Source organism: Pseudomonas cerasi, assembly GCF_027983475.1.
Taxonomy (GTDB): domain Bacteria; phylum Pseudomonadota; class Gammaproteobacteria; order Pseudomonadales; family Pseudomonadaceae; genus Aquipseudomonas; species Aquipseudomonas cerasi.
Genome location: NZ_JAQJVM010000004.1, coordinates 291,937 through 312,759, shown reverse-complemented (window position 1 = coordinate 312,759; position 20,823 = coordinate 291,937). Strand labels below are relative to the sequence as shown.

The following is a 20,823-nucleotide window of genomic DNA, read 5'->3' as shown; positions in this document are numbered from 1 at the left end:
CAGTGATGCCACCCCGATGCTTGAACAGTACGTCAAGAAAATCCTCACCTCCCGCGTCTACGACGTTGCCATCGAAACGCCGCTGCAAGGCGCTCGCCAGCTGTCCGAACGGCTGGGCAATCAGGTGCTGCTCAAGCGCGAAGACCTGCAGCCGGTGTTCTCGTTCAAGATTCGCGGCGCGTACAACAAGCTCGCGCAATTGCCCGCAGAGCAGACTGCACGGGGCGTGGTGACGGCGTCGGCGGGCAATCATGCCCAGGGCCTGGCGTTGGCGGCACGCGAGTTGGGGATCAAGGCGACCATCGTCATGCCGCGCACCACGCCGGAGATCAAGGTCGAAGGTGTGCGCTCGCGGGGTGCCACCGTGGTGCTGCACGGCGATTCCTTCCCGGAAGCGCTGGCCTACTCGCTGAAGCTGGTCGATGAGCAGGGCTTCGTCTACATCCATCCGTATGACGACCCCGACACCATCGCCGGGCAAGGCACCGTGGCGATGGAGATCCTTCGTCAGCAACCGGGCCAACTGGATGCGATCTTTGTTCCTGTCGGGGGCGGCGGTCTGATTGCCGGTATCGCGGCGTATGTGAAATACCTGCGCCCGGAGATCAGGGTGATCGGCGTCGAGCCGGACGACTCCAACTGCCTGCAAGCGGCAATGGCCGCCGGGGAGCGCGTGGTGCTGAGCCAGGTCGGGCTGTTTGCCGATGGCGTGGCGGTCGCGCAGATCGGCCATCACACCTTCGAAGTGTGCCGCCATTATGTCGATGAAGTGATCACCGTCAGCACCGACGAGATCTGCGCGGCGATCAAGGACATCTACGACGATACCCGTTCGATCACCGAGCCCTCCGGCGCGCTGGGCGTGGCCGGGATCAAGAAATATGTCGAGCAGCGCGGCGTCAGCGGCCAGACGCTGGTGGCGATTGATTCAGGGGCCAACGTCAACTTCGACCGCTTGCGTCACGTGGCCGAGCGCGCCGAACTGGGCGAAGGCCGCGAGGCAATCATTGCGGTGACGATTCCTGAACAACCGGGCAGCTTCAAGGCGTTCTGCGAGGCCATCGGCAAGCGGCAGATCACCGAATTCAACTACCGCTATCACACTGATCGCGAGGCGCATATCTTCGTCGGCGTGCAGACCCATCCCGAGAACGACCCACGCAGCGCCCTGATCGCCAGCCTGACCGGCCAGGGCTTCCCGGTGTTGGACCTGACCGACAACGAACTGGCCAAACTGCATATTCGCCACATGGTTGGCGGGCATGCCGAGCGGGTCAATGATGAAGTGGTGCTGCGCTTCGAGTTCCCGGAGCGACCGGGCGCGCTGTTCAACTTCCTCAACCGTCTGGGCGGCCGCTGGACCATCTCCATGTTCCACTACCGCAACCACGGCGCTGCTGACGGCCGGGTGGTTGCCGGGCTGGTGGTGCCGGAGGAAGAGCGGCATCTGGTCGGTGCTGCGCTGGATGAGATTGGTTACCCGTATTGGGACGAGAGCGAGAACCCGGCGTACAGGCTGTTTCTGGGCTAAGGCCGGGATATCTCGCGTTCACGACGCTCCGCGTCACAAGAGGACGCAGAGCGTCCAGACCGGCATACCCACGCGGAGCATGGGCACGATGGGGATCTGACTGACAACTATCGTTCCTCACGCTCCAGCGTGGGAATGCAGTTCACGACGCTCTGCGTCGCAAGAGGACGCGGAGCGTCCAGACCGGCATGCCCACGTGGAGCACGGGCGCGATAGCGCTTAGGGCACGGCTCTTGTGTCCACACTGCTAAACTCACCCAAGCCCGATTCCAGAGGAACACCGCGTCATGGAACCCATCACCACCCTTAACACCCTGCACATCGTCGCCATCGCGTTGTTGCTGATCAGCGCGCTGGTGTTGGCCAGCGGGGTGGTCAAGGTGCGTCTTGAAGGCGACACGACCGTGCAGAATCGCCTGCTCAAGCGGCCATTGCTGTTTTTCTGGGTGTTGATGGCCGTTTGCCTGGCGACGCTGCCGTTCAGTGGCTGGTGGCTGGTGCATTTGAAAGGCCTGTCACTGGGCCAGACCTGGGTGCTGGGCAGCAGCGTGCTTTACACCCTGGGGCTGTGCAGTTGGGTCTGGCTGGTGGCCAGGCTCAACCGCTTGCGTCTTGGTGCCAAAGGTGGCAAGCGCGGCTTCACCTTGGCGCTGACGGTGATCAGCGTTGTGTGCTTCGTGGCAATGGCCGGTCTGACGGGCTTCAAACCGGCCTGAGTATTGCCAGCACTCAGTGGCGCAGGGTAATCACCGGCCAGCCGCGTCGCTCGGCTTCGGCACGCAATTTATCGTCCGGATCGACCGCGACCGGGTTGGCCACCTGCTCCAGCAGAGGCAGGTCGTTCATCGAGTCACTGTAGAAATAGCTGCCCTCGAGGCTGAACGCGTTGTCTTCCAGCCACTGGTTGAGGCGTGTCACCTTGCCTTCACGGAAGCAGGGCACACCCGTGGTACGACCGGTATAGCGTCCATCCACCATTTCGCACTCGGTCGCCAGCAGGGTATCGATGCCCAGCTGCGCCACGATAGGTGCTGTCACAAAGCGGTTGGTGGCGGTGATCACCACCAGCTTGTCGCCAGCCTCTCGGTGTTTGGCGATCAATTCCAGCGCCTTGGGCAGCATCATTGGTTCGATGCAGTCGCGCATGAACTCGCGATGCCACTGCTCAAGCTGCGCCATGTCAGTGTTGCCCAGAATCTCCAGGGTAAAATTCAGGTAGTCGGTCATGTTCAGCGTGCCGGCCAGGTAATCCTGATAGAACTCGTCGTTGCGGGTCTTGTAGGTCGCGGCATCAAGGATCCCGCGCCGGCACAGGTAATCGCCCCAGGCGTGATCGCTGTCGCCGCCCAGAAGGGTGTTGTCGAGGTCGAATAAAGCCAGGCGCATAGGGTTACTCGCTGAAATAGTTGAAAAAAGAGCCCCAGAATACGAGGTTTTCACAAGTCTTCACATAAGGTGATAAGCCTCGTTGCTGGTTTGATCGCCTTTGTGGAACAATGCGGCGACATGCGTTTGCGAGGTTGTTGCCGTGATCGACCCCGATGGTTTCCGTCCTAATGTCGGGATTATTCTGACAAACGATGCTGGTCAGGTCCTATGGGCTCGGCGTATTAACCAGGATGCCTGGCAGTTTCCTCAAGGGGGTATCAACCCGCAGGAGACGCCGGAAGACGCGCTTTATCGCGAATTGAATGAAGAAGTCGGTCTGGAACGACATGATGTGCAAATACTTGCCTGCACTCGGGGCTGGTTGCGCTATCGTCTGCCGCAAAGACTGGTCCGTACCCACAGCCAGCCGCTGTGTATCGGCCAGAAGCAAAAATGGTTTCTCCTGCGCCTGATCTCCAACGAGCAGCGGGTGCGGATGGATTTGACCGGTAAACCGGAGTTCGATGGCTGGCGCTGGGTCAGTTATTGGTATCCGTTAGGCCAGGTGGTGACATTCAAGCGCGAGGTGTATCGACGCGCACTCAAAGAGCTTGCCCCGCGCCTCTTATCGCGCGACTGACACGGAGTTCGACCCCGAGCCATGCTCAATACGCTGCGCAAGATCGTCCAGGAAGTTAACTCCGCCAAGGATCTCAAGGCGGCGTTGGGCATTATTGTGTTGCGCGTCAAGGAGGCCATGGGCAGCCAGGTCTGCTCGGTCTACCTGCTCGATGCCGAGGTCAACCGCTTTGTCCTGATGGCTTCCGAAGGCCTCAACAAGCGCTCCATCGGCAAAGTCAGCATGGCGCCGAATGAAGGCCTGGTCGGCCTGGTCGGTACGCGCGAAGAACCGCTGAACCTCGAAAACGCCGCAGATCACCCTCGTTATCGCTATTTTGCCGAAACCGGCGAAGAGCGTTACGCCTCGTTCCTGGGCGCGCCGATCATCCACCACCGGCGCGTGGTTGGCGTGTTGGTCATCCAGCAAAAGGAGCGCCGTCAGTTCGACGAGGGCGAAGAAGCCTTCCTGGTCACCATGAGCGCGCAACTGGCGGGCGTTATCGCGCATGCCGAAGCGACCGGCTCGATCCGCGGTCTGGGTCGTCAGGGCAAAGGCATTCAGGAAGCCAAGTTCGTGGGTGTGGCCGGTTCGCCGGGTGCTGCGGTCGGTGTCGCCGTGGTCATGCTGCCGCCTGCCGATCTGGAAGTGGTCCCCGACAAGACCGTCACTGACATCGCCGCTGAACTGGCGCTGTTCCAGAACGCGCTGGAAGGCGTACGCAATGACATGCGCACCCTGTCAGCCAAACTGGCCACCCAGTTGCGTCCCGAAGAGCGGGCGCTGTTCGATGTCTACCTGATGATGCTCGACGACGCCTCGCTGGGCAGCGAAGTGACCGACGTCATCAAGACCGGTCAATGGGCGCAGGGTGCCTTGCGCTCGGTGGTCAGTGAGCACGTCAAACGTTTCGAGCTGATGGACGATGCCTACCTGCGCGAGCGGGCGTCGGACGTCAAGGACCTGGGCCGCCGTCTGCTGGCTTACCTCCAGGAGGCGCGACAACAGGCGCTGGTCTATCCCGATAATACGATTCTGGTCAGCGAGGAGCTGACCCCGGCCATGCTCGGCGAAGTGCCGGAAGGCAAACTGGTCGGCCTGGTGTCGGTTCAGGGTTCCGGCAACTCCCACGTCGCGATTCTGGCGCGGGCCATGGGCATTCCCACGGTCATGGGCCTTGTGGACTTCCCTTACTCCAAGGTCGATGGCATCGATCTGGTGGTCGACGGCTATCATGGCGAAGTCTTCACCAACCCCAGCGAAATCATGCGCAAGCAGTTCGGCAAGGTGGTGGAGGAGGAGCGTCAGCTCTCCCAGGGCCTGGATGCCCTGCGCGAACTCCCTTGCGTCACTCTCGACGGGCATCGCATGCCGCTGTGGGTCAACACCGGTCTGCTGGCCGACGTGGCGCGTGCGCAACAGCGTGGCGCCGAAGGGGTGGGCCTGTACCGCACCGAAGTACCGTTCATGATCAACCAGCGCTTCCCGAGTGAAAAGGAACAGCTGGCGATCTACCGCGAGCAACTGGCCGCCTTCCATCCACTGCCGGTGACCATGCGCAGCCTGGACATCGGTGGCGACAAGTCGCTGTCCTACTTCCCGATCAAGGAAGACAACCCGTTCCTCGGCTGGCGCGGTATTCGCGTCACCCTCGACCACCCGGAAATTTTCCTGGTCCAGACCCGCGCCATGCTCAAGGCCAGCGAGGGCCTGAATAACCTGCGCATTCTGTTGCCGATGATCTCCAGCACCCACGAAGTGGAAGAAGCGCTGCACCTGATCCACCGCGCCTGGGGCGAGGTGCGCGACGAAGGCACCGACGTGCCCATGCCGCCGGTGGGCGTGATGATCGAAGTGCCAGCCGCGGTCTACCAGACCCGCGATCTGGCGCGTCAGGTGGACTTCCTCTCGGTCGGCTCCAACGACCTGACTCAATACCTGCTCGCGGTCGACCGCAACAACCCGCGCGTGGCCGATCTCTATGATTACCTGCACCCGGCAGTGCTTCAGGCGCTGCAAAGCGTGGTGCGTGATGCCCACGCCGAGGGCAAGCCGGTGAGCATCTGCGGCGAAATGGCGGGTGACCCGGCAGCAGCGGTACTGTTGATGGCGATGGGCTTCGACAGCCTGTCGATGAACGCCACCAACCTGCCGAAAGTGAAGTGGATGCTGCGCCAGATCAACCTCAGCAAGGCCAAGGAACTGCTGGCGCAACTGATGACCAACGATAACCCGCAAGTCATCAGCAGTTCTCTGCAACTGGCGCTGAAAAACCTCGGCCTGTCGCGGATGATCAACCCGAGCTCGGTCAAAGGGCACTAAGCGCTACCAATGCTTTCGTGAGCAAGCTCACTCCCACAGGGGTACACATGCACCTGTGGGGCGGGCCGGTCGATGTTCGCTTGTTCGCCAAGAGGCCGGTACAGACTCCGGGAAATGGGGCGTTTGGGCTACCGATGTTCGCTTGTTCGCCAAGAGGCCGGTACAGACTCCGGGAAATGGGGCGTTTGGGCTACTGCCTTCGTGAGCAAGCTCACTCCCACCAGGGGGACACATGCACCTTTGGGGCGGGCCGGTCGACGTTCACTTGTTCGCGAAGAGGCCGGTACAGACTCCGGGGAATGGGGCGTTTGGGCTACCGCCTTCGTGAGCAAGCTCACTCCCACAGGGGTACACACTGCCCCGTAGGAGCGAACTTGTTCGCGAAGAGGCCGGCATGATCGCCGAAAATGCATTGTCTGAATCACCATCTTCGCGAATACGCCAAGCCTTGCCCGGTTCGCTCCTGCGCCCTGGGGGCAGAAGCCTGTAAGGCACGTATTCAGTGCGCTCCACCTGTCTATAACGCTGTGCGCGGAAGCGCTAAGCGTACGGCTGGACACATCAGGCGTATCTTTTTTCATTTCGTTCAGGCGGCTTCCATCGGTCGCCGCTAGAGCATCCTGCCGGGCTCCGGTAACATGCGCGCCTGATTCAGTCGCTCGCAAGGGCGTTCCAATTGAGGAGTCGCAATGCTGCCTTACCCGCAGATTGACCCGGTAGCCGTCGCTATCGGCCCGCTGCAAATTCACTGGTACGGTTTGATGTACCTGGTCGGTATCGGCGGCGCCTGGCTGCTTGCGTCGCGTCGCCTGAACAAGTTCGACCCGACCTGGACCAAGGAAAAACTCTCCGACCTGATTTTCTGGCTGGCCATGGGCGTGATTGTCGGCGGGCGGCTGGGCTACGTGCTGTTCTACGATCTGTCGGCCTACATCGCCAACCCGCTGCTGATCTTCGAAGTCTGGAAGGGTGGTATGGCGTTCCACGGCGGCTTTGTCGGCGTGATGATCGCGGCCTGGTGGTTTGGCAAGCGCAACGGCAAAAGCTTCTTCCAACTGATGGACTTCGTTGCTCCGCTGGTGCCGATCGGCCTGGGTGCCGGGCGTATCGGCAACTTCATCAATGCCGAGCTTTGGGGCAAGCCGACCGACGTGCCGTGGGCGATGGTTTTCCCGCCGTTCAGCGACCCTGCGCAACTGGCGCGTCATCCTTCGCAGCTGTATCAGTTCGCCTTGGAAGGCGTTGCGCTGTTCATCATCCTCAATCTGTACGCCCGCAAACCGCGTCCAACCATGGCCGTTTCCGGCATGTTTGCGCTGTTTTACGGGATCTTCCGCTTTGTGGTCGAGTTCGTCCGCGTTCCTGACGCCCAGTTGGGCTATCTGGCGTGGGGCTGGGTGACCATGGGCCAGATCCTCAGTCTGCCGATGATCATCGCCGGCCTGTTCCTGATCTGGCTGGCCTACAAGCGCGAACCGTCTGCCAGCAAGGCAGCGGCTTAATACCGAAACGCCGGGTGTCAGCACCCGGCGCGTTCAACAAGGCAGGTGATTTATGAAGCAATATCTGGAACTGGTCGCTCATGTGATCAAGCACGGGACCTTGCAAGCCAACCGTACCGGCGTGAACACCATCAGCTTTCCGGGTGCGATGCTGCGTTATGACTTGCAGGAAGGTTTTCCGGCGATCACCACACGGCGCATGGCCTTCAAATCGGCCATCGGCGAGATGGTCGGCTTTCTGCGTGGCGTGAACAACGCTGCGGAATTCCGCGAACTGGGCTGCAAGGTCTGGGATCAGAACGCCAACGAAAACGCTCAGTGGCTGAACAATCCGTTCCGCAAGGGCGAGGACGATCTGGGCGAAATCTATGGCGTGCAATGGCGCAAGTGGCCAGCCTACAAGCGTATCGATGCCGGCAATGTCGCGGCCATCGAACTGGCGCTGGGCCAAGGGTATCGTCAGATTGCCGAATCCGAAGAAGACGGTCAGTCGTTCGTGGTCCTGTACAAGGCCATCGACCAGATTCGTCAGTGCGTCGACACCATCATCAACGACCCAGGCAGCCGCCGCATCCTGTTCCACGGCTGGAATTGCGCACAGCTCGATGAAATGGCCCTGCCGCCGTGCCACCTGCTGTACCAACTGCACCCGAACCCGCAGACCCGCGAAATCTCGCTGACGCTGTACATCCGCTCCAACGATCTGGGCCTCGGCACGCCGTTCAACCTGACCGAAGGCGCCGCGCTGCTGAGCCTCATCGGCCGCCTGACCGGCTACACGCCGCGCTGGTTCACCTACTTCATCGGCGACGCCCACGTGTACGAAAACCATCTGGACATGCTCAACGAACAGATGACCCGCGAGCCGTACCCGATGCCGAAACTGGTCATCTCCGATCGTGTACCCGAGTTTGCCAAGACCGGTGTGTACCAGCCTGAATGGCTGGAACTGATCGAGCCTTCGGACTTCACCCTGGAAGGCTACCAGCACCACCCGGCAATGACGGCGCCGATGGCGGTCTAAGAGGGCTTCGCGCTATGACCTTCTCGTTCCCGCCTGAGGAACGAGAGGTGTCAAACCCCTCTCAATGCCCATGACTCCTCCCCACATGTGAAGGCTCGCCCTCTGGCGCTGCCACAGCCCCCGTCACTTCCAGCCTCTCCAGTATCGCGCAATGTTCTGTCGTGCCATCGCTGCAGCGGCGGCGCAGGTCGAGCAGTTGTTCCTGGAGCGCTTGCAGGCTTGCGACTCGGGCGTTGACGTGTTCGATGTGTTCGTCGATCAGGGCGTTGACGTTTTCGCACTGGTCCTGCGGGCTGTCGCGCAGGTTGAGCAGATTGCGGATTTCTTCGAGGGTCATGTCCAGGCTGCGGCAATTGCGGATGAACGACAGGCGCTCCATGTGCGCCTGGGTATACAGCCGGTAATTGCCGTCACTGCGGGCGGGGGCGGGCAGCAGGCCTTCGCGCTCGTAATAACGGATGGTTTCGACCTGGGTGTCGGTCAGTTTTGCCAGTTCGCCGATTTTCATGTGGACCCATCTCGTTTGAGTGCTTGACCCTATAGTGGCTACAGGGTGTTCACTTGGCAACAAGCAGAATCCTGGAGCCACAACGAATGGGCACGACGATCAAGAATTCCCCCGCACATGACCATGACCATGACCATGATCACGGCGAGCACGCGCACGAGCAAAAGCCCGTGGAGCATGCCCATTCGTGTTGCTCCAGCGATGCACAGCCCGCTGTAGTGACCTTTGGCGAAGCGTCTGCAGCGGGTGGTCGTCTGAGCAGTTTCCGTATCGAGGCGATGGATTGCCCCACCGAGCAGACGCTGATCCAGAACAAGCTGGGCAAGCTGGCCGGTGTGCAGAAGCTGGAATTCAACCTGATCAACCGCATGCTGGGGGTCTGGCACGACCTGCCGTCCACCGACCCGATTCGTGAGGCTATCAGTTCACTTGGCATGCAGGCCGAGCCGATCGAGGAAGGTGCAGCGTCTGCCGACTCGGCGCCGGTGGTGAAGAAACACTGGTGGCCGCTGGCGTTGTCCGGCGCTGCGGCGCTGGGTGCAGAAGTGGTCCATTTTGCTTCGCTCGGCCCGACTTGGGTGGTTGCTTTGCTGGCGCTGGTGTCGATCTTCAGTTGCGGGCTGACGACCTACAAGAAGGGCTGGATCGCACTCAAGAACTTCAACCTGAACATCAATGCGCTGATGAGCATCGCGGTGACCGGCGCCATTCTGATCGGTCAGTGGCCGGAAGCGGCAATGGTGATGTTCCTGTTTACCATCGCCGAGTTGATCGAAGCCAAGTCACTGGACCGCGCGCGCAATGCGATCAGTGGCCTGATGCAACTGACGCCTGAGCTTGCCACCGTCAAGCAGGCGGATGGCAGCTGGCAGGAAATCGACGCCAAAAACGTCGAACTGGAGGCTATCGTCCGGATCAAGCCGGGCGAGCGTGTCGGACTCGACGGTGAAGTGGTGTCCGGCAGCTCGACGATCGATCAGGCATCGATTACCGGTGAAAGCCTGCCGGTGGAAAAGACAGTCGGCGACAAGGTTTTCGCGGGCACCATCAACCAGGCCGGTTCGCTGGAGTACCGCGTAACCGCCGCCGCGAACAACTCGACGCTGGCGCGCATCATTCATGCGGTAGAAGCGGCGCAGAGTTCGCGTGCGCCGACCCAGCGCTTTGTCGACAGCTTTTCCCGTATCTATACGCCAGTGGTGTTCGTCGTCGCGTTGGCATTGGCGTTGGTCGCGCCGCTGTTCTTCGGCGGCGAATGGTATGACTGGATCTACCGGGCGCTGGTGCTGCTGGTGGTGGCCTGCCCATGTGCGCTGGTGATTTCCACGCCGGTGACCATCGTCAGCGGTCTGGCAGCGGCGGCGCGCAAGGGGATTTTGATCAAGGGTGGCGTTTATCTGGAAATGGGCGAGAAGCTCGATTACCTGGCCCTGGATAAAACCGGCACGTTGACCCACGGCAAACCGGTGCAGACTGATTATGTGCCATTGAACCCTGCTGTTGCCGACAGTGCCCCGGTGATTGCCGCGAGCCTTGCCGGGCGTTCAGATCACCCGGTTTCCCAGGCGATTGCCAAGGCCGCCGATGGCAGCCTGACGCTGCATGAAGTCAGCGCGTTCGAGGCGCTGGGTGGGCGGGGTGTGAAAGGCGAGATCAACGGCCAGATGTATCACCTGGGCAACCATCGCCTGGTGGAGGAGCTGGGCCTGTGTTCGCCGGAGCTGGAAGCCAGGCTCGATGCGCTGGAAATGCAGGGCAAGACCGTGGTGCTGTTGCTTGACGCCTCTGGCCCGATCGCGCTGTTTGCCGTCGCCGATACGGTGAAGGAGACCAGCCGCGAAGCCGTTGCCCAGTTGCACGAGCTGGGCATCAAGACGGTCATGCTGACCGGTGATAACCCGCACACCGCCAAGGCGATTGCCGATCAGGTCGGCATCGATGAAGCGCAGGGTAATCTGCTGCCTGCCGACAAGCTCAGTGCGATCGAGGCGCTTTACGGCCGTAATCACCGGGTAGGCATGGTGGGCGACGGTATCAATGATGCGCCTGCGCTGGCCCGTGCGGAGATCGGTTTCGCGATGGCCGCTGCAGGCACTGATACGGCTATCGAGACAGCAGATGTCGCCCTGATGGACGATGATCTGCGCAAGATTCCAACATTCATTGCGCTTTCACGCCGGACATCGGCGGTGCTGAAGCAGAACATCGTGTTGGCCATCGTGACCAAGGTGCTGTTCATCGGCATCACCTTCGCGGGCCTGGCGACCATGTGGATGGCGGTGTTTGCCGACATGGGCGTGAGCTTGCTGGTGGTGTTCAACGGTTTGCGCTTGCTCAAGAAGTGATCAGTCGGCAACGTTGAAGGGCGGACGCGGAGCGTCCAAACGGCATTCCCACGCGGAGCATGGGAACGATAATCATGGCCACCGGCTCCGATCACTGGCTATCGCTCCCACGCTCCGCGTGGTAGCGCCTTTCTGGACGCTCGGCGTCCGCCTTCATCAGCCAAAGCGCTCCTGCCCCCAGGCGATGAAGGTTTCCAGCAGTGGCTTTAGCACGGCGCGGGTCGGCTCGGCCAGGTCCGGGCGGTAGTGGAAGGGCACGAATTCGTCCATGTAGGTGCTTTGCGCCAGCTCCAGCTGTACTGCGTGGATGTTGTTGGCCGGGTTGCCGTAGTGGCGGGTGATGTGGCCGCCCTTGAAGCGTCCGTTCAACACATGGCTGTAGTCCTTGGCCGCTGCGCAGACCTGCTCCAGTCGGCTGGCCAGTTCCGGGTCGCAGCTCAGACCATTGAAGGTGCCCAGGTTGAAGTCCGGCAGGCGGCCGTCGAACAGGTGCGGGATGTGGCCGCGAATCGAGTGGGCGTCGAACAGCAGCGCATAGCCGAACTCGTCACGCATGCGCTGCAGTTCCTGCTCCAGCGTCTGGTGATACGGCGTCCAGATCTGTTGCAGATACCGCGCTCGTTCCTCGGCGCTGGGCGTCTGGCCGTCCTTGAACAGTGGCACGCCATCGAACAGGATCGACGGAAACAGGCCGGTGGTCGCACCGGCGTACATGGGCTTGTCGTCAGACGGCCTGTTGAGGTCGATGACAAAGCGCGAGTATTCGGCGGCCAGGGTGCTGGCGCCCAATTCAGCGGCGAAGTCATACAAACGCGGAATGTGCCAGTCGGTATCCGGCAGGCTCAAGGCTTCGTCCACCAGCGCGGCTTCGACCACCGGGGTCAGTTTCAGACCGGCATGCGGCATGCTGATCAGCAGCGGAATACGGCCACGCTTGAATGTCAGAACGTTATCCACAGGGCTCTCCTTCAGATCGATGATTCGACGCCGTGGCGCACGATACGTTTGTCCAGATCGCCGCCCAGCCAGTAGGCCAGATCAGCCGGCCGTTCAATGTTCCAGGCGATGAAATCCGCCACCTTGCCGACCTCCAGCGAGCCGTGGGTCGCGCTCATGCCCAACGCCCTGGCGGCATTGAACGTCATCCCCGCCAGTGCTTCTTCGGGCGTCATGCGAAACAGCGTGCAGGCCATGTTCAGCATCAGGCGCAATGACAGGCCCGGCGAGGTGCCAGGGTTGAGGTCGGTGGAAATCGCAATCGGCACGCCGTGCTTGCGCAGCGCGTCCATCGGCGGCAGTTGCGTTTCACGCAGGAAGTAAAACGCCCCCGGCAGCAGCACCGCGACGGTTCCGGCAGCCGCCATGGCGATGGCGTCGTCCTCGGTCATGAACTCCAGATGATCCGCCGACAGCGCCTTGTAGCGCGCGGCCAGGCTCGATCCACCCAATGACGACAGCTGCTCGGCATGCAGTTTGACCGGCAGTGCCAACTGCCCTGCGGTGATGAACACCTGCTCGACCTGCGCAGGTGAAAACGCCAGGTATTCACAGAAAGCATCCACCGCATCGACCAGCCCTTCGGCTGCCAGCGCCGGGAGCATGTCGTTGCAGATGTGGTTGATGTAATCGTCGGCGCGATCGGCGTATTCCGGCGGCAGCGCATGGGCGGCCAGGCAGGTGGCACGCACGGTGACTGGCTGGGTGTTGCCCAGACGACGAATCACCCGCAGGATCTTGCGCTCGTTTTCCAGGTCCAGCCCGTAGCCCGACTTCATCTCGACGGTCGTGACGCCGTCCTTGAGCAAGTGCCGCAAGCGGCGCTCGGCACTGGCGTACAGCTCATCTTCACTGGCGGCGCGAGTCGCACGCACCGTGCTGGCAATACCGCCGCCCGCTGCCGCTATTTCTGCGTAGCTGACGCCCTGCAGACGCTGTTCGAACTCGCCACTGCGGTTGCCGCCGAACACCGTATGGGTGTGACAGTCGATCAGGCCGGGCGTGACCCATGCACCGCCCAGATCGATGCAGTTGTCATGTTCCGGCTCGGCCAGCTCGGCCTGAGGCCCGATCCACTCGATGAGCGCTCCGGAGGTCACGATGGCGGCATGCTCGATGATCGAGTATTTGCCGTGCGCCATGCTTGCGATGTGACAGTTTTTCCAGAGCGTTTTCATTCCAGGCCTCGTTGATCAATGAGTGTTGTTGAGCGCCTTGGGCTTGACCCACACAGCGTAGGCGATGAGCAGCAGCACGATCCAGATTGCGCCGACGATCAAGGCTGCACGGTTGTCCGGGAAATAGCCCAGCACGCCGAAGATGAACAGCATGAAGGCGATGGCGGCCGCAGGCCCGTAAGGCCAGAACGACACGGCGAATTTCAGCTGTGCCGCTTCCTCGCGGTGCATCGAGCGGCGCATGGCGACCTGCGTCAGCAGAATCATCAGCCAGACCCACACGGTAGCGAAGGTGGCCAGCGACGCGATCAGCAGGAACACATCCTTGGGGATCAGGTAGTTGAGCAGCACGCCGCCCAGCAACGCGATGCCCATGACCAGCACGGTCATCCACGGCACGCCATGGCGTGAAACGCGGGCAAAACTGGCGGGCGCCTGACCATCACGGGCCAGGCCATACATCATGCGGCCTGCGCCGAAGATGTCGCTGTTGATGGCCGATACGGCCGCCGAGATCACCACGATGTTGAGGATGGTCGCCGCCGAAGCGATACCCAGGTTGTCGAAAATCTGCACGAACGGGCTGCCCTGCGTGCCGATCTGCGGCCACGGGTAGATGCACATCAGCACAAACAGTGTCAGCACGTAGAACAGTAGAATGCGCAGCGGTACGGCATTGATCGCCTGCGGCAGGCTGCGTTGCGGGTCCTTCGCTTCGCCTGCGGTAATGCCGATGATTTCAATGCCGCCGAAGGCAAACATCACCACCGCAAACGAGGCGATCAGACCGGTGACGCCGTTGGGCATGAAGCCGCCATGTGCCCACAGGTTGCTGATGCCGATTTCGGTGCCGCTGGTCGAGCTGCCGATACCGAAGATCATGATGCCGAAGCCTGCGACGATCATCGCCACGATGGCGCTGACCTTGAGGATCGACAGCCAGAACTCGGTTTCACCAAATACTTTTACGTTGCACAGGTTGAGCGCGCCGATCAGAAAGACGATGCCCAGCACCCAGATCCAGCGGGGTACTTCCGGAAACCAGAAGCCCATGTAGATGCCGAATGCGGTCACGTCGGCGAGGCAGACGATGATCATTTCGAACGCGTAGGTCCAGCCGAGCACGAAGCCGGCCAGCGGGCCCATGTAACGCGTGGCGTAATGGCTGAACGAACCGGACACCGGGTCGTGGACCGCCATTTCGCCGAGCGCGCGCATCACCATGTACACCGCCGCGCCGCCGATCAGGTACGCCAGCAGTACGGCAGGCCCGGCCTGTTGAATCGCCGAGGCCGAGCCGTAGAACAACCCTGTGCCGATGGCAGAGCCCAGGGCCATGAAGCGGATGTGGCGGGCGGATAACCCGCGTTTCAAACCATCTTGTGACGTCATTTCAGGTCCATTTCATTACAGGTATGGCAAAAGCCGCGAGAACGCCTGCATCCGGCCTCCCGCAGCGATGACCAAAGCGAGCCCTGCCAGGCTCGCGGTGCATCACAGACTGGGTAGCAGACGTGCAGGAACCAACGGGTTCAGGCAAGTGGAGGACAACAGCTGACTGGCAGCTTCGATGTCCGGTGCAAAAAAGCGGTCCTTTTCATAGAACGGGACCTTGCTGCGCAACAGGCTGCGGGCTTGCTCCAGCTTCGGAGAGGTTTTCAGACCCTCACGCAAGTCCAGACCCTGGCAGGCAGCCAACCATTCTACGGCAAGAATCCCGCGAACGTTTTCTGCCATTTCCCATAAGCGCTTGCCGGCGGCCGGGGCCATCGACACATGGTCTTCCTGATTGGCCGAGGTCGGCAGGCTGTCGACACTGTGCGGATGGGCCAATGCCTTGTTTTCACTGGCCAGCGCGGCGGCGGTCACCTGCGCGATCATGAACCCGGAATTGACGCCGCCGTTGGCCACCAGGAAGGGCGGCAGTTGCGACATGTGCTTGTCCATCATCAGCGAAATGCGACGTTCGCTGAGCGAGCCGATCTCGGCAATGGCCAGCGCGAGGTTGTCCGCCGCCATGGCGACCGGCTCGGCGTGAAAATTGCCACCGGATATGACGTCGTTCTCGGCGGCGAACACCAGCGGGTTGTCGGACACCGCGTTGGCTTCGATTTCCAGCACTTCGGCGGCCTGACGCAGTTGGGTCAGGCATGCGCCCATGACCTGTGGCTGGCAGCGCAACGAGTAGGGGTCCTGAACCTTGTCGCAGTTGCGGTGCGACTCGGACACGCCGCTGCTTTCGCCCAGCAGGTCACGGTAGCAGGCTGCCGCGTCGATCTGCCCGCGCTGACCGCGTGCGGCATGAATACGCGCGTCGAAGGGCGAGCGTGAACCGAGTACCGCTTCAACCGTCAGCGAGCCGCAGGTCAGGGCTGCAGCGAACAGGTCTTCGCCTTCGAACAGGCCGCGCAATGCGTAGGCGGTAGACACTTGCGTGCCGTTGAGCAGTGCCAGCCCTTCCTTGGCTGCCAAGGTCAGCGGTTGCAGCCCGGCAGCCGCCAGCGCATCGACGCCGTTCAGCCATTCGCCCTTGTAGCGCGCCTTGCCTTCGCCCAGCAGCACCAGCGACATGTGCGCCAGCGGTGCAAGGTCGCCGGAAGCACCGACCGAGCCCTTGAGCGGAATATGCGGGTAGACCTCGGCATTGATCAGCGCAATCAGGGCGTCGATGACCACGCGCCGAATGCCCGAGAAGCCGCGGCTCAGGCTGTTGACCTTGAGCACCATGATCAGACGCACCAGCTCATCGCTGATCGGCTGACCGACACCGGCCGCATGCGACAGCACCAGCGAACGCTGCAGGTTTTCCAGGTCTTCGCTGGCAATCCGCGTCGAAGCCAGCAGACCGAACCCGGTGTTGATGCCGTAGGCGGTGCGGTTCTCGGCCAGAATGCGCTCGACACAGGCGACGCTGTCGTCGATCTGCTGGTCTGCGCTGCTGTCCAGCGTCAGGCTGACCGGCTGTAGATAAATACCGCGCAGTTGCGCCAGGGTCAGTTGGCCGGGGATCAGGTTCAGCGTCTTGGCAGATAAGGTGGTCACGATGCTGCTACTCCTTGATGAATGTCAGCGACGGCTGGTGGCCGTATGCTGTTTTTATAGGTCTGCCGCGTTGTTACGGCAGTGCTGGAAAACCCTTTCCAGCGACGTTTCGTCTTTGATCAGGGCCGCGCTGCTGGCGATGTCCGGAGCCAGCCAGCGGTCTTCGTCGTAGGCCGGGATGCGCTCGCGCAGCAGTCGCCACGCGGCACCGGTGCCCACGCCAAAACCCTGTGTCTTGAGAAATTCGAATGCCTGGGCCGCGAGTAAATACTCGATGGCCAGAATCTGCGTGGTATTGCCCAGCACCTTGTGCAGCTTGAGCGCAGCGCTGGTGCCCAGGCTCAGGTGATCCTCCTGCAGACCGGAAGTCACGTAGTTGTCGACCACAGCCGGTTGCGCCATCTGGCGGTTTTCCGCGCACAGCGAAGCGGCGACGTACTGGACGATCATCATTCCCGAGTTGACCCCCGGCTGGGTGACCAGAAACGCCGGCAGGCCACTGACCATCGGGTTGATCAGGCGGTCCAGGCGCCGTTCGGCGATCGAGCCCAGCTCGGCCATCGCCATGCACAGCAGGTCTGCCGCCATGGCCACCGACTGGCCGTGTGGATTGGCCTGGGACACCACTCGGAAAGCGTCGGGCGTGCCGAGCAGCAGCGGGTTATCGGTGACTGAATTGAGCTCGATCTCGACCTGGCGAGTGGCGTGAGCCAACTGGTCGCGGGTGGCGCCATGCACCTGGGGAATCGAACGAATACTCAGCGCATCCTGGGTACGAATGCCTTCGCTGCTGGCGAGCACTTCGCTGCCTGCCAGTAACGTGCGCAGGTTCTTGCCCACCTGTTGCATGCCCGGATGCGGCTTGAGGGCGAGGATGCTTGCATCGAACGCGTCCAGCTGGCCGCGCAGGGCTTCGAAGCTCATCGCGCCGATCACGTCGGCCCACTGGCTCAGACGCTCGGCGTCGGCGATGGCCAGACAGCTCAGGCCGGTCATGCACGGTGTGCCGTTGACCAGGCACAATCCGTCCTTGGCGCCGAGGATGACCGGAGCCAGACCTTCTTCGTTCAAGGCCTGCTCAGCCGGGACGATCTGCCCGCGATAGCTGACCTGGCCGATGCCCAGCAACGCGACGCCGACGTGCGCCATGTGCGTCAGGTAACCCACCGAGCCCTGCGCCGGTACTTGCGGCGTGATGCCCCGGTTGAGCAGGGCCAGTAGCGCTTCGACCACTTGCCGGTGAATGCCGGACTTGCCCTGGCTGTAGTTGAGAATCGCGGCGCAGATGATTGCGCGGGTCTGCTCGTCGGCCAGTGGCGCACCGACGCCGCAGGCATGGCTGAGCAGGGTATTGCGCGACAGGCGACTGAGCTGTTCGCCTTGCAGTGACACATTGCACAGCGCGCCGAGCCCGGTGTTCACGCCATAGGCGCGCTCGCCGCTGACGACGATGCGCTGCACGATGGCCTGAGCGTTGTCGATCCGTGCCCAGGCAGCATCCGACAGGACCAGTCTTGCGCCCTGCCGGGCCACGGCGACCACGTCCTGCCAGCCTGCAGGTGCTTCACCGATGACGATCTGTTCTGCTCGCGACATCTGCAACGGTCCTTAAAGGGTGGCTACGCGGCGCTGAACGAAACGATCCACGTAATCGTCGGCGGGCGAGTGGAGAATTTCTTTCGGCGTACCGACCTGAATCAATCGACCATCCTTGAGGATCGCGATGCGATTGCCGATGCGCACGGCCTCGTCCAGATCGTGGGTAATGAACACGATGGTCTTGTGCAGGCTGGCTTGCAGCTCCAGCAACTGGTCCTGCATCTCGGCGCGGATCAACGGGTCGAGGGCGCTGAATGCTTCGTCCATCAGAATGATGTCGGTGTCGGCCGCCAGCGCGCGGGCCAGACCCACACGCTGACGCATGCCGCCAGAAAGCTGGTGCGGGTATTTGTTCTCATAGCCCTTGAGGCCTACGGTGGTGATCCAGTGCAGCGCGCGTTCCTGACACAGCGCCTTGCTCTCGCCACGCACGGTCAGGCCGTAGGCCACGTTGGCCAGCACGGTCTTGTGCGGCAGCAGGCCGAAGCTCTGGAACACCATGCTGATCTTGTGCCGACGGAATTGGCGCAAGGCCTCCATGTCGTAACGCAGGATGTCTTCGCCATCGACCAGAATCTCGCCGCTGGTGGGGTCGATCAGCCGGTTGAAGTGACGCACCAGCGTCGATTTTCCCGAGCCGGAGAGGCCCATGATGACGAAGATTTCGCCGCTGCCGATCGACAGCGACAGGTCGTTGACCCCGACCACACAGCCGGTCTGGGCCAGCACCTGGTCCTTGCTCTGGTTTTGCCTGATCAACTCCAGCGCTTCTTTCGAGCGGTTGCCGAAGATCTTGAATACGTTTTTGACGACGATTTTGTTCGGTTCCACGCTGCTCATTTGTGCGCCTCATGCCGTGGGCGGCCATAGGCCTGCGTGATACGGTCGATGACGACCGCCAGAATGACAATGGCCAGGCCCGCTTCCAGCCCGCGCCCGACGTTGAGGGTCTGAATGCCCACCAGCACGTCTTCGCCAAGCCCGCGTGCGCCGATCATCGAGGCGATCACCACCATCGACAGCGCCATCATGGTGGTCTGATTGATACCGGCCATGATGCTCGGCATCGCCAGCGGCAGTTGCACGCCGAACAGTTGCTGCCAGCGATTGGCGCCGAACGCGTTGATGGCTTCCATCACTTCACCATCCACCTGACGAATGCCCAGATCGGTCAGACGAATCAGCGGCGGTGCGGCGTAAATCACGGTGGCGAAGATCGCCGGCACTTTGCCCAGACCGAACAGCATCAGCACCGGGATCAGGTACACGAAGCTGGGCATGGTCTGCATGATGTCCAGCAGCGGCATCAGCACCGAGCGCAGCCGATTGCTGCGTGCCGAGAGGATGCCCAGCGGAATGCCGATCAGCACCGCGATGATCGTGGCGACCAGCATCAGCGCCAGCGTCTGCATCAGCTTGTCCCACAACCCGACCGCACCGACCAGAAACAGCAGGCCGACGATGACCAGCGTCGTGACGATCTTGCGTGTCGCGTGCCAGGCAATACCGCCGACGATCATCAGCATCAGCCACCACGGCGCCATGCGCAGCAGGCCTTCGAGGTTGACGATGGCCCATAGCAGGGTGTCGGAAATGTGCCGGAACACATCGCCGTACTGCGTGACCAGTGAGTCGACGCCATCGTTGACCCAGTTGGCGATCGAGAAAGTGAAGCTTTCAGGAAACATAAGCGGCTCTCAAATGAGGTGTGTCGGGTCAACGACGGGGCTGTCGAACCGTTCAGTCCGACAGCCCGGTCGTTTACAACGAAGCGTCCACCTTCTTCGCGGCGTCTTCGCTGACCCATTTGTGCCAGACTTCGGGGTGCTCTTTCAGGAAAATCTTCGCCAGCTTCGGCGATTCGATGCGTTCCTTGGCCATGCGCCCCAGGTTCTGGTTGAGCAGGTCGATAGGCAGGTTGACCTTTTCCAGGATGGCGACCAGTTCAGGGGCCTCATCGTGGAACACTTTGGACACGCCGACCTTGATATCGATCGTCTTGTTGACCCCGGCTTTCTCTTCCAGACGCACCAGGTCTACCTGACCCATGAGCGGCGTGGGTGACCAATAGTAGGCCAGGATCGGTTCGCCACGTTTGTAGCTGGAGAGAATCGCCGCATCCAGCGCCGGGCCGGTGCCCGGGCGGAAGTTGGTGTATTTGCTTTCCAGGCCGTAGCTCTTGAGCATTTCGCTGTTTTCCAATTCACAGGTCCAACCCGCCGGGCAGTTGTAGAAACGCCCTTTGGATGGCTCTTCCTGATCCTTGAACACGGCTGAATACTGGGCCAGATCGCTGATGGATTTCAGGTTGGGTGCCTTGGCTTCCAGCTTGCGTTTGGCATCGCCTTCGATCACATAGCGCGGCACGTACCAGCCTTCCACTGCGCCGACGATCGGCGCGCCGACACCAACCACTTTCCCGGCAGCGGCGGCCTTGTTCCAGACCTCGCTGCGACCGACCCATTCTTCGGCAAAGATCTGGATATCGTTGGTGCCCAAGGCGTTTTCCATGGCGATGGAATTGCCGGGCAGGGCGTCAACCGTGCAGCCGTAACCCTTGTCCAGAACGACCTGCAGAATGTCGGTCAGCAGCATCGCGCTTTCCCAGTTAAGACCGGCGAATTTCACCGGCTTGCCTGATTCGCACCAGCCGGCAGCCTGACTTGCGCCTGCGCTGGCGAGCAGGCCAGCGGATACCAGGGTGGTCAGCAGGGCCTTTTTCATATTCATTGTCGATGCTCCTAAGCCTGAAATGGATGACGGCAGCTTCAAGTAGGCATCCGGCCCGT

General features: G+C 61.6%; 17 protein-coding genes. 7 read left to right on the top strand and 10 right to left on the bottom strand.

Features of this window, described 5'->3' with window-relative positions; genetic code table 11:
* The first annotated feature begins 16 nt into the window (after positions 1–16).
* Both ilvA and PI739_RS23090 read left to right on the top strand, forming a co-directional pair.
* Positions 17–1,531 carry a threonine ammonia-lyase, biosynthetic gene (ilvA, locus tag PI739_RS23095; protein WP_060708400.1) on the top strand — a complete coding sequence of 505 codons (1,515 nt, stop codon included), beginning with the start codon at positions 17–19 and terminating at the stop codon, positions 1,529–1,531.
* Positions 1,532–1,818: 287 nt separating this feature from the next.
* Complete coding sequence (locus tag PI739_RS23090; RefSeq protein WP_003343869.1) at positions 1,819–2,247, top strand: DUF2269 family protein; 429 nt, start codon at positions 1,819–1,821, stop codon at positions 2,245–2,247.
* A gap of 13 nt (positions 2,248–2,260) precedes the next feature.
* Here the strand turns inward: PI739_RS23090 and PI739_RS23085 are convergent, their stop codons facing one another.
* Positions 2,261–2,917 carry a histidinol-phosphatase gene (locus PI739_RS23085; protein ID WP_003372134.1) on the bottom strand — a complete coding sequence of 219 codons (657 nt, stop codon included), beginning with the start codon at positions 2,915–2,917 and terminating at the stop codon, positions 2,261–2,263.
* A gap of 142 nt (positions 2,918–3,059) precedes the next feature.
* Between PI739_RS23085 and PI739_RS23080 the strand changes: the two genes are divergently transcribed.
* From PI739_RS23080 to PI739_RS23065, 4 genes are all read left to right on the top strand, one after another.
* Complete coding sequence (locus PI739_RS23080; RefSeq protein ID WP_002555745.1) at positions 3,060–3,539, top strand: RNA pyrophosphohydrolase; 480 nt, start codon at positions 3,060–3,062, stop codon at positions 3,537–3,539.
* A 21-nt stretch (positions 3,540–3,560) separates the two neighbouring features.
* On the top strand, positions 3,561–5,840 hold the full coding sequence (gene ptsP, locus PI739_RS23075) for a phosphoenolpyruvate--protein phosphotransferase (protein WP_002555744.1): 2,280 nt from the start codon (positions 3,561–3,563) through the stop codon (positions 5,838–5,840).
* Positions 5,841–6,529: 689 nt separating this feature from the next.
* On the top strand, positions 6,530–7,342 hold the full coding sequence (lgt, locus tag PI739_RS23070; RefSeq protein ID WP_003432384.1) for a prolipoprotein diacylglyceryl transferase: 813 nt from the start codon (positions 6,530–6,532) through the stop codon (positions 7,340–7,342).
* Between the two features lie 52 nt (positions 7,343–7,394).
* Positions 7,395–8,366, top strand: a complete 972-nt coding sequence (locus tag PI739_RS23065; RefSeq protein ID WP_002555742.1) for a thymidylate synthase — start codon at positions 7,395–7,397, stop codon at positions 8,364–8,366.
* Positions 8,367–8,427: 61 nt separating this feature from the next.
* On the opposite strand, the gene cadR is transcribed toward PI739_RS23065, so the two are convergent.
* Positions 8,428–8,874 (bottom strand): Cd(II)/Pb(II)-responsive transcriptional regulator, encoded by a 447-nt coding sequence (gene cadR / locus PI739_RS23060; RefSeq protein WP_010434512.1) that lies wholly within the window; start codon positions 8,872–8,874, stop codon positions 8,428–8,430.
* A gap of 86 nt (positions 8,875–8,960) precedes the next feature.
* Here cadR and PI739_RS23055 point away from each other — a divergent pair, with 86 nt between their 5' ends.
* A complete protein-coding gene (locus PI739_RS23055; RefSeq protein ID WP_271352207.1) occupies positions 8,961–11,219 on the top strand; it encodes a heavy metal translocating P-type ATPase in 2,259 nt (752 codons plus the stop codon).
* A gap of 156 nt (positions 11,220–11,375) precedes the next feature.
* On the opposite strand, the gene hutG is transcribed toward PI739_RS23055, so the two are convergent.
* The 8 genes from hutG to PI739_RS23015 all read right to left on the bottom strand — a co-directional run bounded on the left by hutG (position 11,376) and on the right by PI739_RS23015 (position 20,764).
* The gene (hutG, locus tag PI739_RS23050; RefSeq protein ID WP_003350448.1) at positions 11,376–12,176 is read right to left on the bottom strand and encodes an N-formylglutamate deformylase; all 801 of its coding nucleotides are present in this window, start codon (positions 12,174–12,176) and stop codon (positions 11,376–11,378) included.
* Positions 12,177–12,187: 11 nt separating this feature from the next.
* Positions 12,188–13,393, bottom strand: a complete 1,206-nt coding sequence (hutI, locus tag PI739_RS23045) for an imidazolonepropionase (protein WP_271352206.1) — start codon at positions 13,391–13,393, stop codon at positions 12,188–12,190.
* 15 nt (positions 13,394–13,408) lie between these two features.
* Positions 13,409–14,785, bottom strand: a complete 1,377-nt coding sequence (locus tag PI739_RS23040; RefSeq protein WP_271352205.1) for an amino acid permease — start codon at positions 14,783–14,785, stop codon at positions 13,409–13,411.
* 102 nt (positions 14,786–14,887) lie between these two features.
* Positions 14,888–16,435 (bottom strand): histidine ammonia-lyase, encoded by a 1,548-nt coding sequence (hutH, locus tag PI739_RS23035; RefSeq protein WP_003372122.1) that lies wholly within the window; start codon positions 16,433–16,435, stop codon positions 14,888–14,890.
* Positions 16,436–16,489: 54 nt separating this feature from the next.
* Positions 16,490–18,031, bottom strand: coding sequence for an HAL/PAL/TAL family ammonia-lyase (locus PI739_RS23030; protein WP_074807168.1), 1,542 nt, complete (start codon positions 18,029–18,031; stop codon positions 16,490–16,492).
* Positions 18,032–18,043: 12 nt separating this feature from the next.
* Entirely contained in the window at positions 18,044–18,874 is an 831-nt protein-coding gene (locus PI739_RS23025) for a quaternary amine ABC transporter ATP-binding protein (protein ID WP_003432397.1), read from the bottom strand.
* Positions 18,871–19,722, bottom strand: coding sequence for an ABC transporter permease (locus tag PI739_RS23020; RefSeq protein WP_003343849.1), 852 nt, complete (start codon positions 19,720–19,722; stop codon positions 18,871–18,873). Before PI739_RS23020 ends, PI739_RS23025 begins: the two co-directional genes overlap by 4 nt.
* 73 nt (positions 19,723–19,795) lie before the next feature.
* On the bottom strand, positions 19,796–20,764 hold the full coding sequence (locus PI739_RS23015) for an ABC transporter substrate-binding protein (protein WP_003432399.1): 969 nt from the start codon (positions 20,762–20,764) through the stop codon (positions 19,796–19,798).
* Positions 20,765–20,823 lie beyond the last annotated feature (59 nt).

Coding starts and splice junctions, on each gene's coding strand:
- ilvA (WP_060708400.1), top strand. CDS start 17: ATGCTTGAACAGTACGTCAAGAAAATCCTCACCTCCCGCGTCTACGAC.
- PI739_RS23090 (WP_003343869.1), top strand. CDS start 1,819: ATGGAACCCATCACCACCCTTAACACCCTGCACATCGTCGCCATCGCG.
- PI739_RS23085 (WP_003372134.1), bottom strand. CDS start 2,917: ATGCGCCTGGCTTTATTCGACCTCGACAACACCCTTCTGGGCGGCGAC.
- ptsP (WP_002555744.1), top strand. CDS start 3,561: ATGCTCAATACGCTGCGCAAGATCGTCCAGGAAGTTAACTCCGCCAAG.
- lgt (WP_003432384.1), top strand. CDS start 6,530: ATGCTGCCTTACCCGCAGATTGACCCGGTAGCCGTCGCTATCGGCCCG.
- PI739_RS23065 (WP_002555742.1), top strand. CDS start 7,395: ATGAAGCAATATCTGGAACTGGTCGCTCATGTGATCAAGCACGGGACC.
- cadR (WP_010434512.1), bottom strand. CDS start 8,874: ATGAAAATCGGCGAACTGGCAAAACTGACCGACACCCAGGTCGAAACC.
- PI739_RS23055 (WP_271352207.1), top strand. CDS start 8,961: ATGGGCACGACGATCAAGAATTCCCCCGCACATGACCATGACCATGAC.
- hutI (WP_271352206.1), bottom strand. CDS start 13,393: ATGAAAACGCTCTGGAAAAACTGTCACATCGCAAGCATGGCGCACGGC.
- PI739_RS23040 (WP_271352205.1), bottom strand. CDS start 14,785: ATGACGTCACAAGATGGTTTGAAACGCGGGTTATCCGCCCGCCACATC.
- PI739_RS23030 (WP_074807168.1), bottom strand. CDS start 18,031: ATGTCGCGAGCAGAACAGATCGTCATCGGTGAAGCACCTGCAGGCTGG.
- PI739_RS23025 (WP_003432397.1), bottom strand. CDS start 18,874: ATGAGCAGCGTGGAACCGAACAAAATCGTCGTCAAAAACGTATTCAAG.
- PI739_RS23020 (WP_003343849.1), bottom strand. CDS start 19,722: ATGTTTCCTGAAAGCTTCACTTTCTCGATCGCCAACTGGGTCAACGAT.
- PI739_RS23015 (WP_003432399.1), bottom strand. CDS start 20,764: ATGAATATGAAAAAGGCCCTGCTGACCACCCTGGTATCCGCTGGCCTG.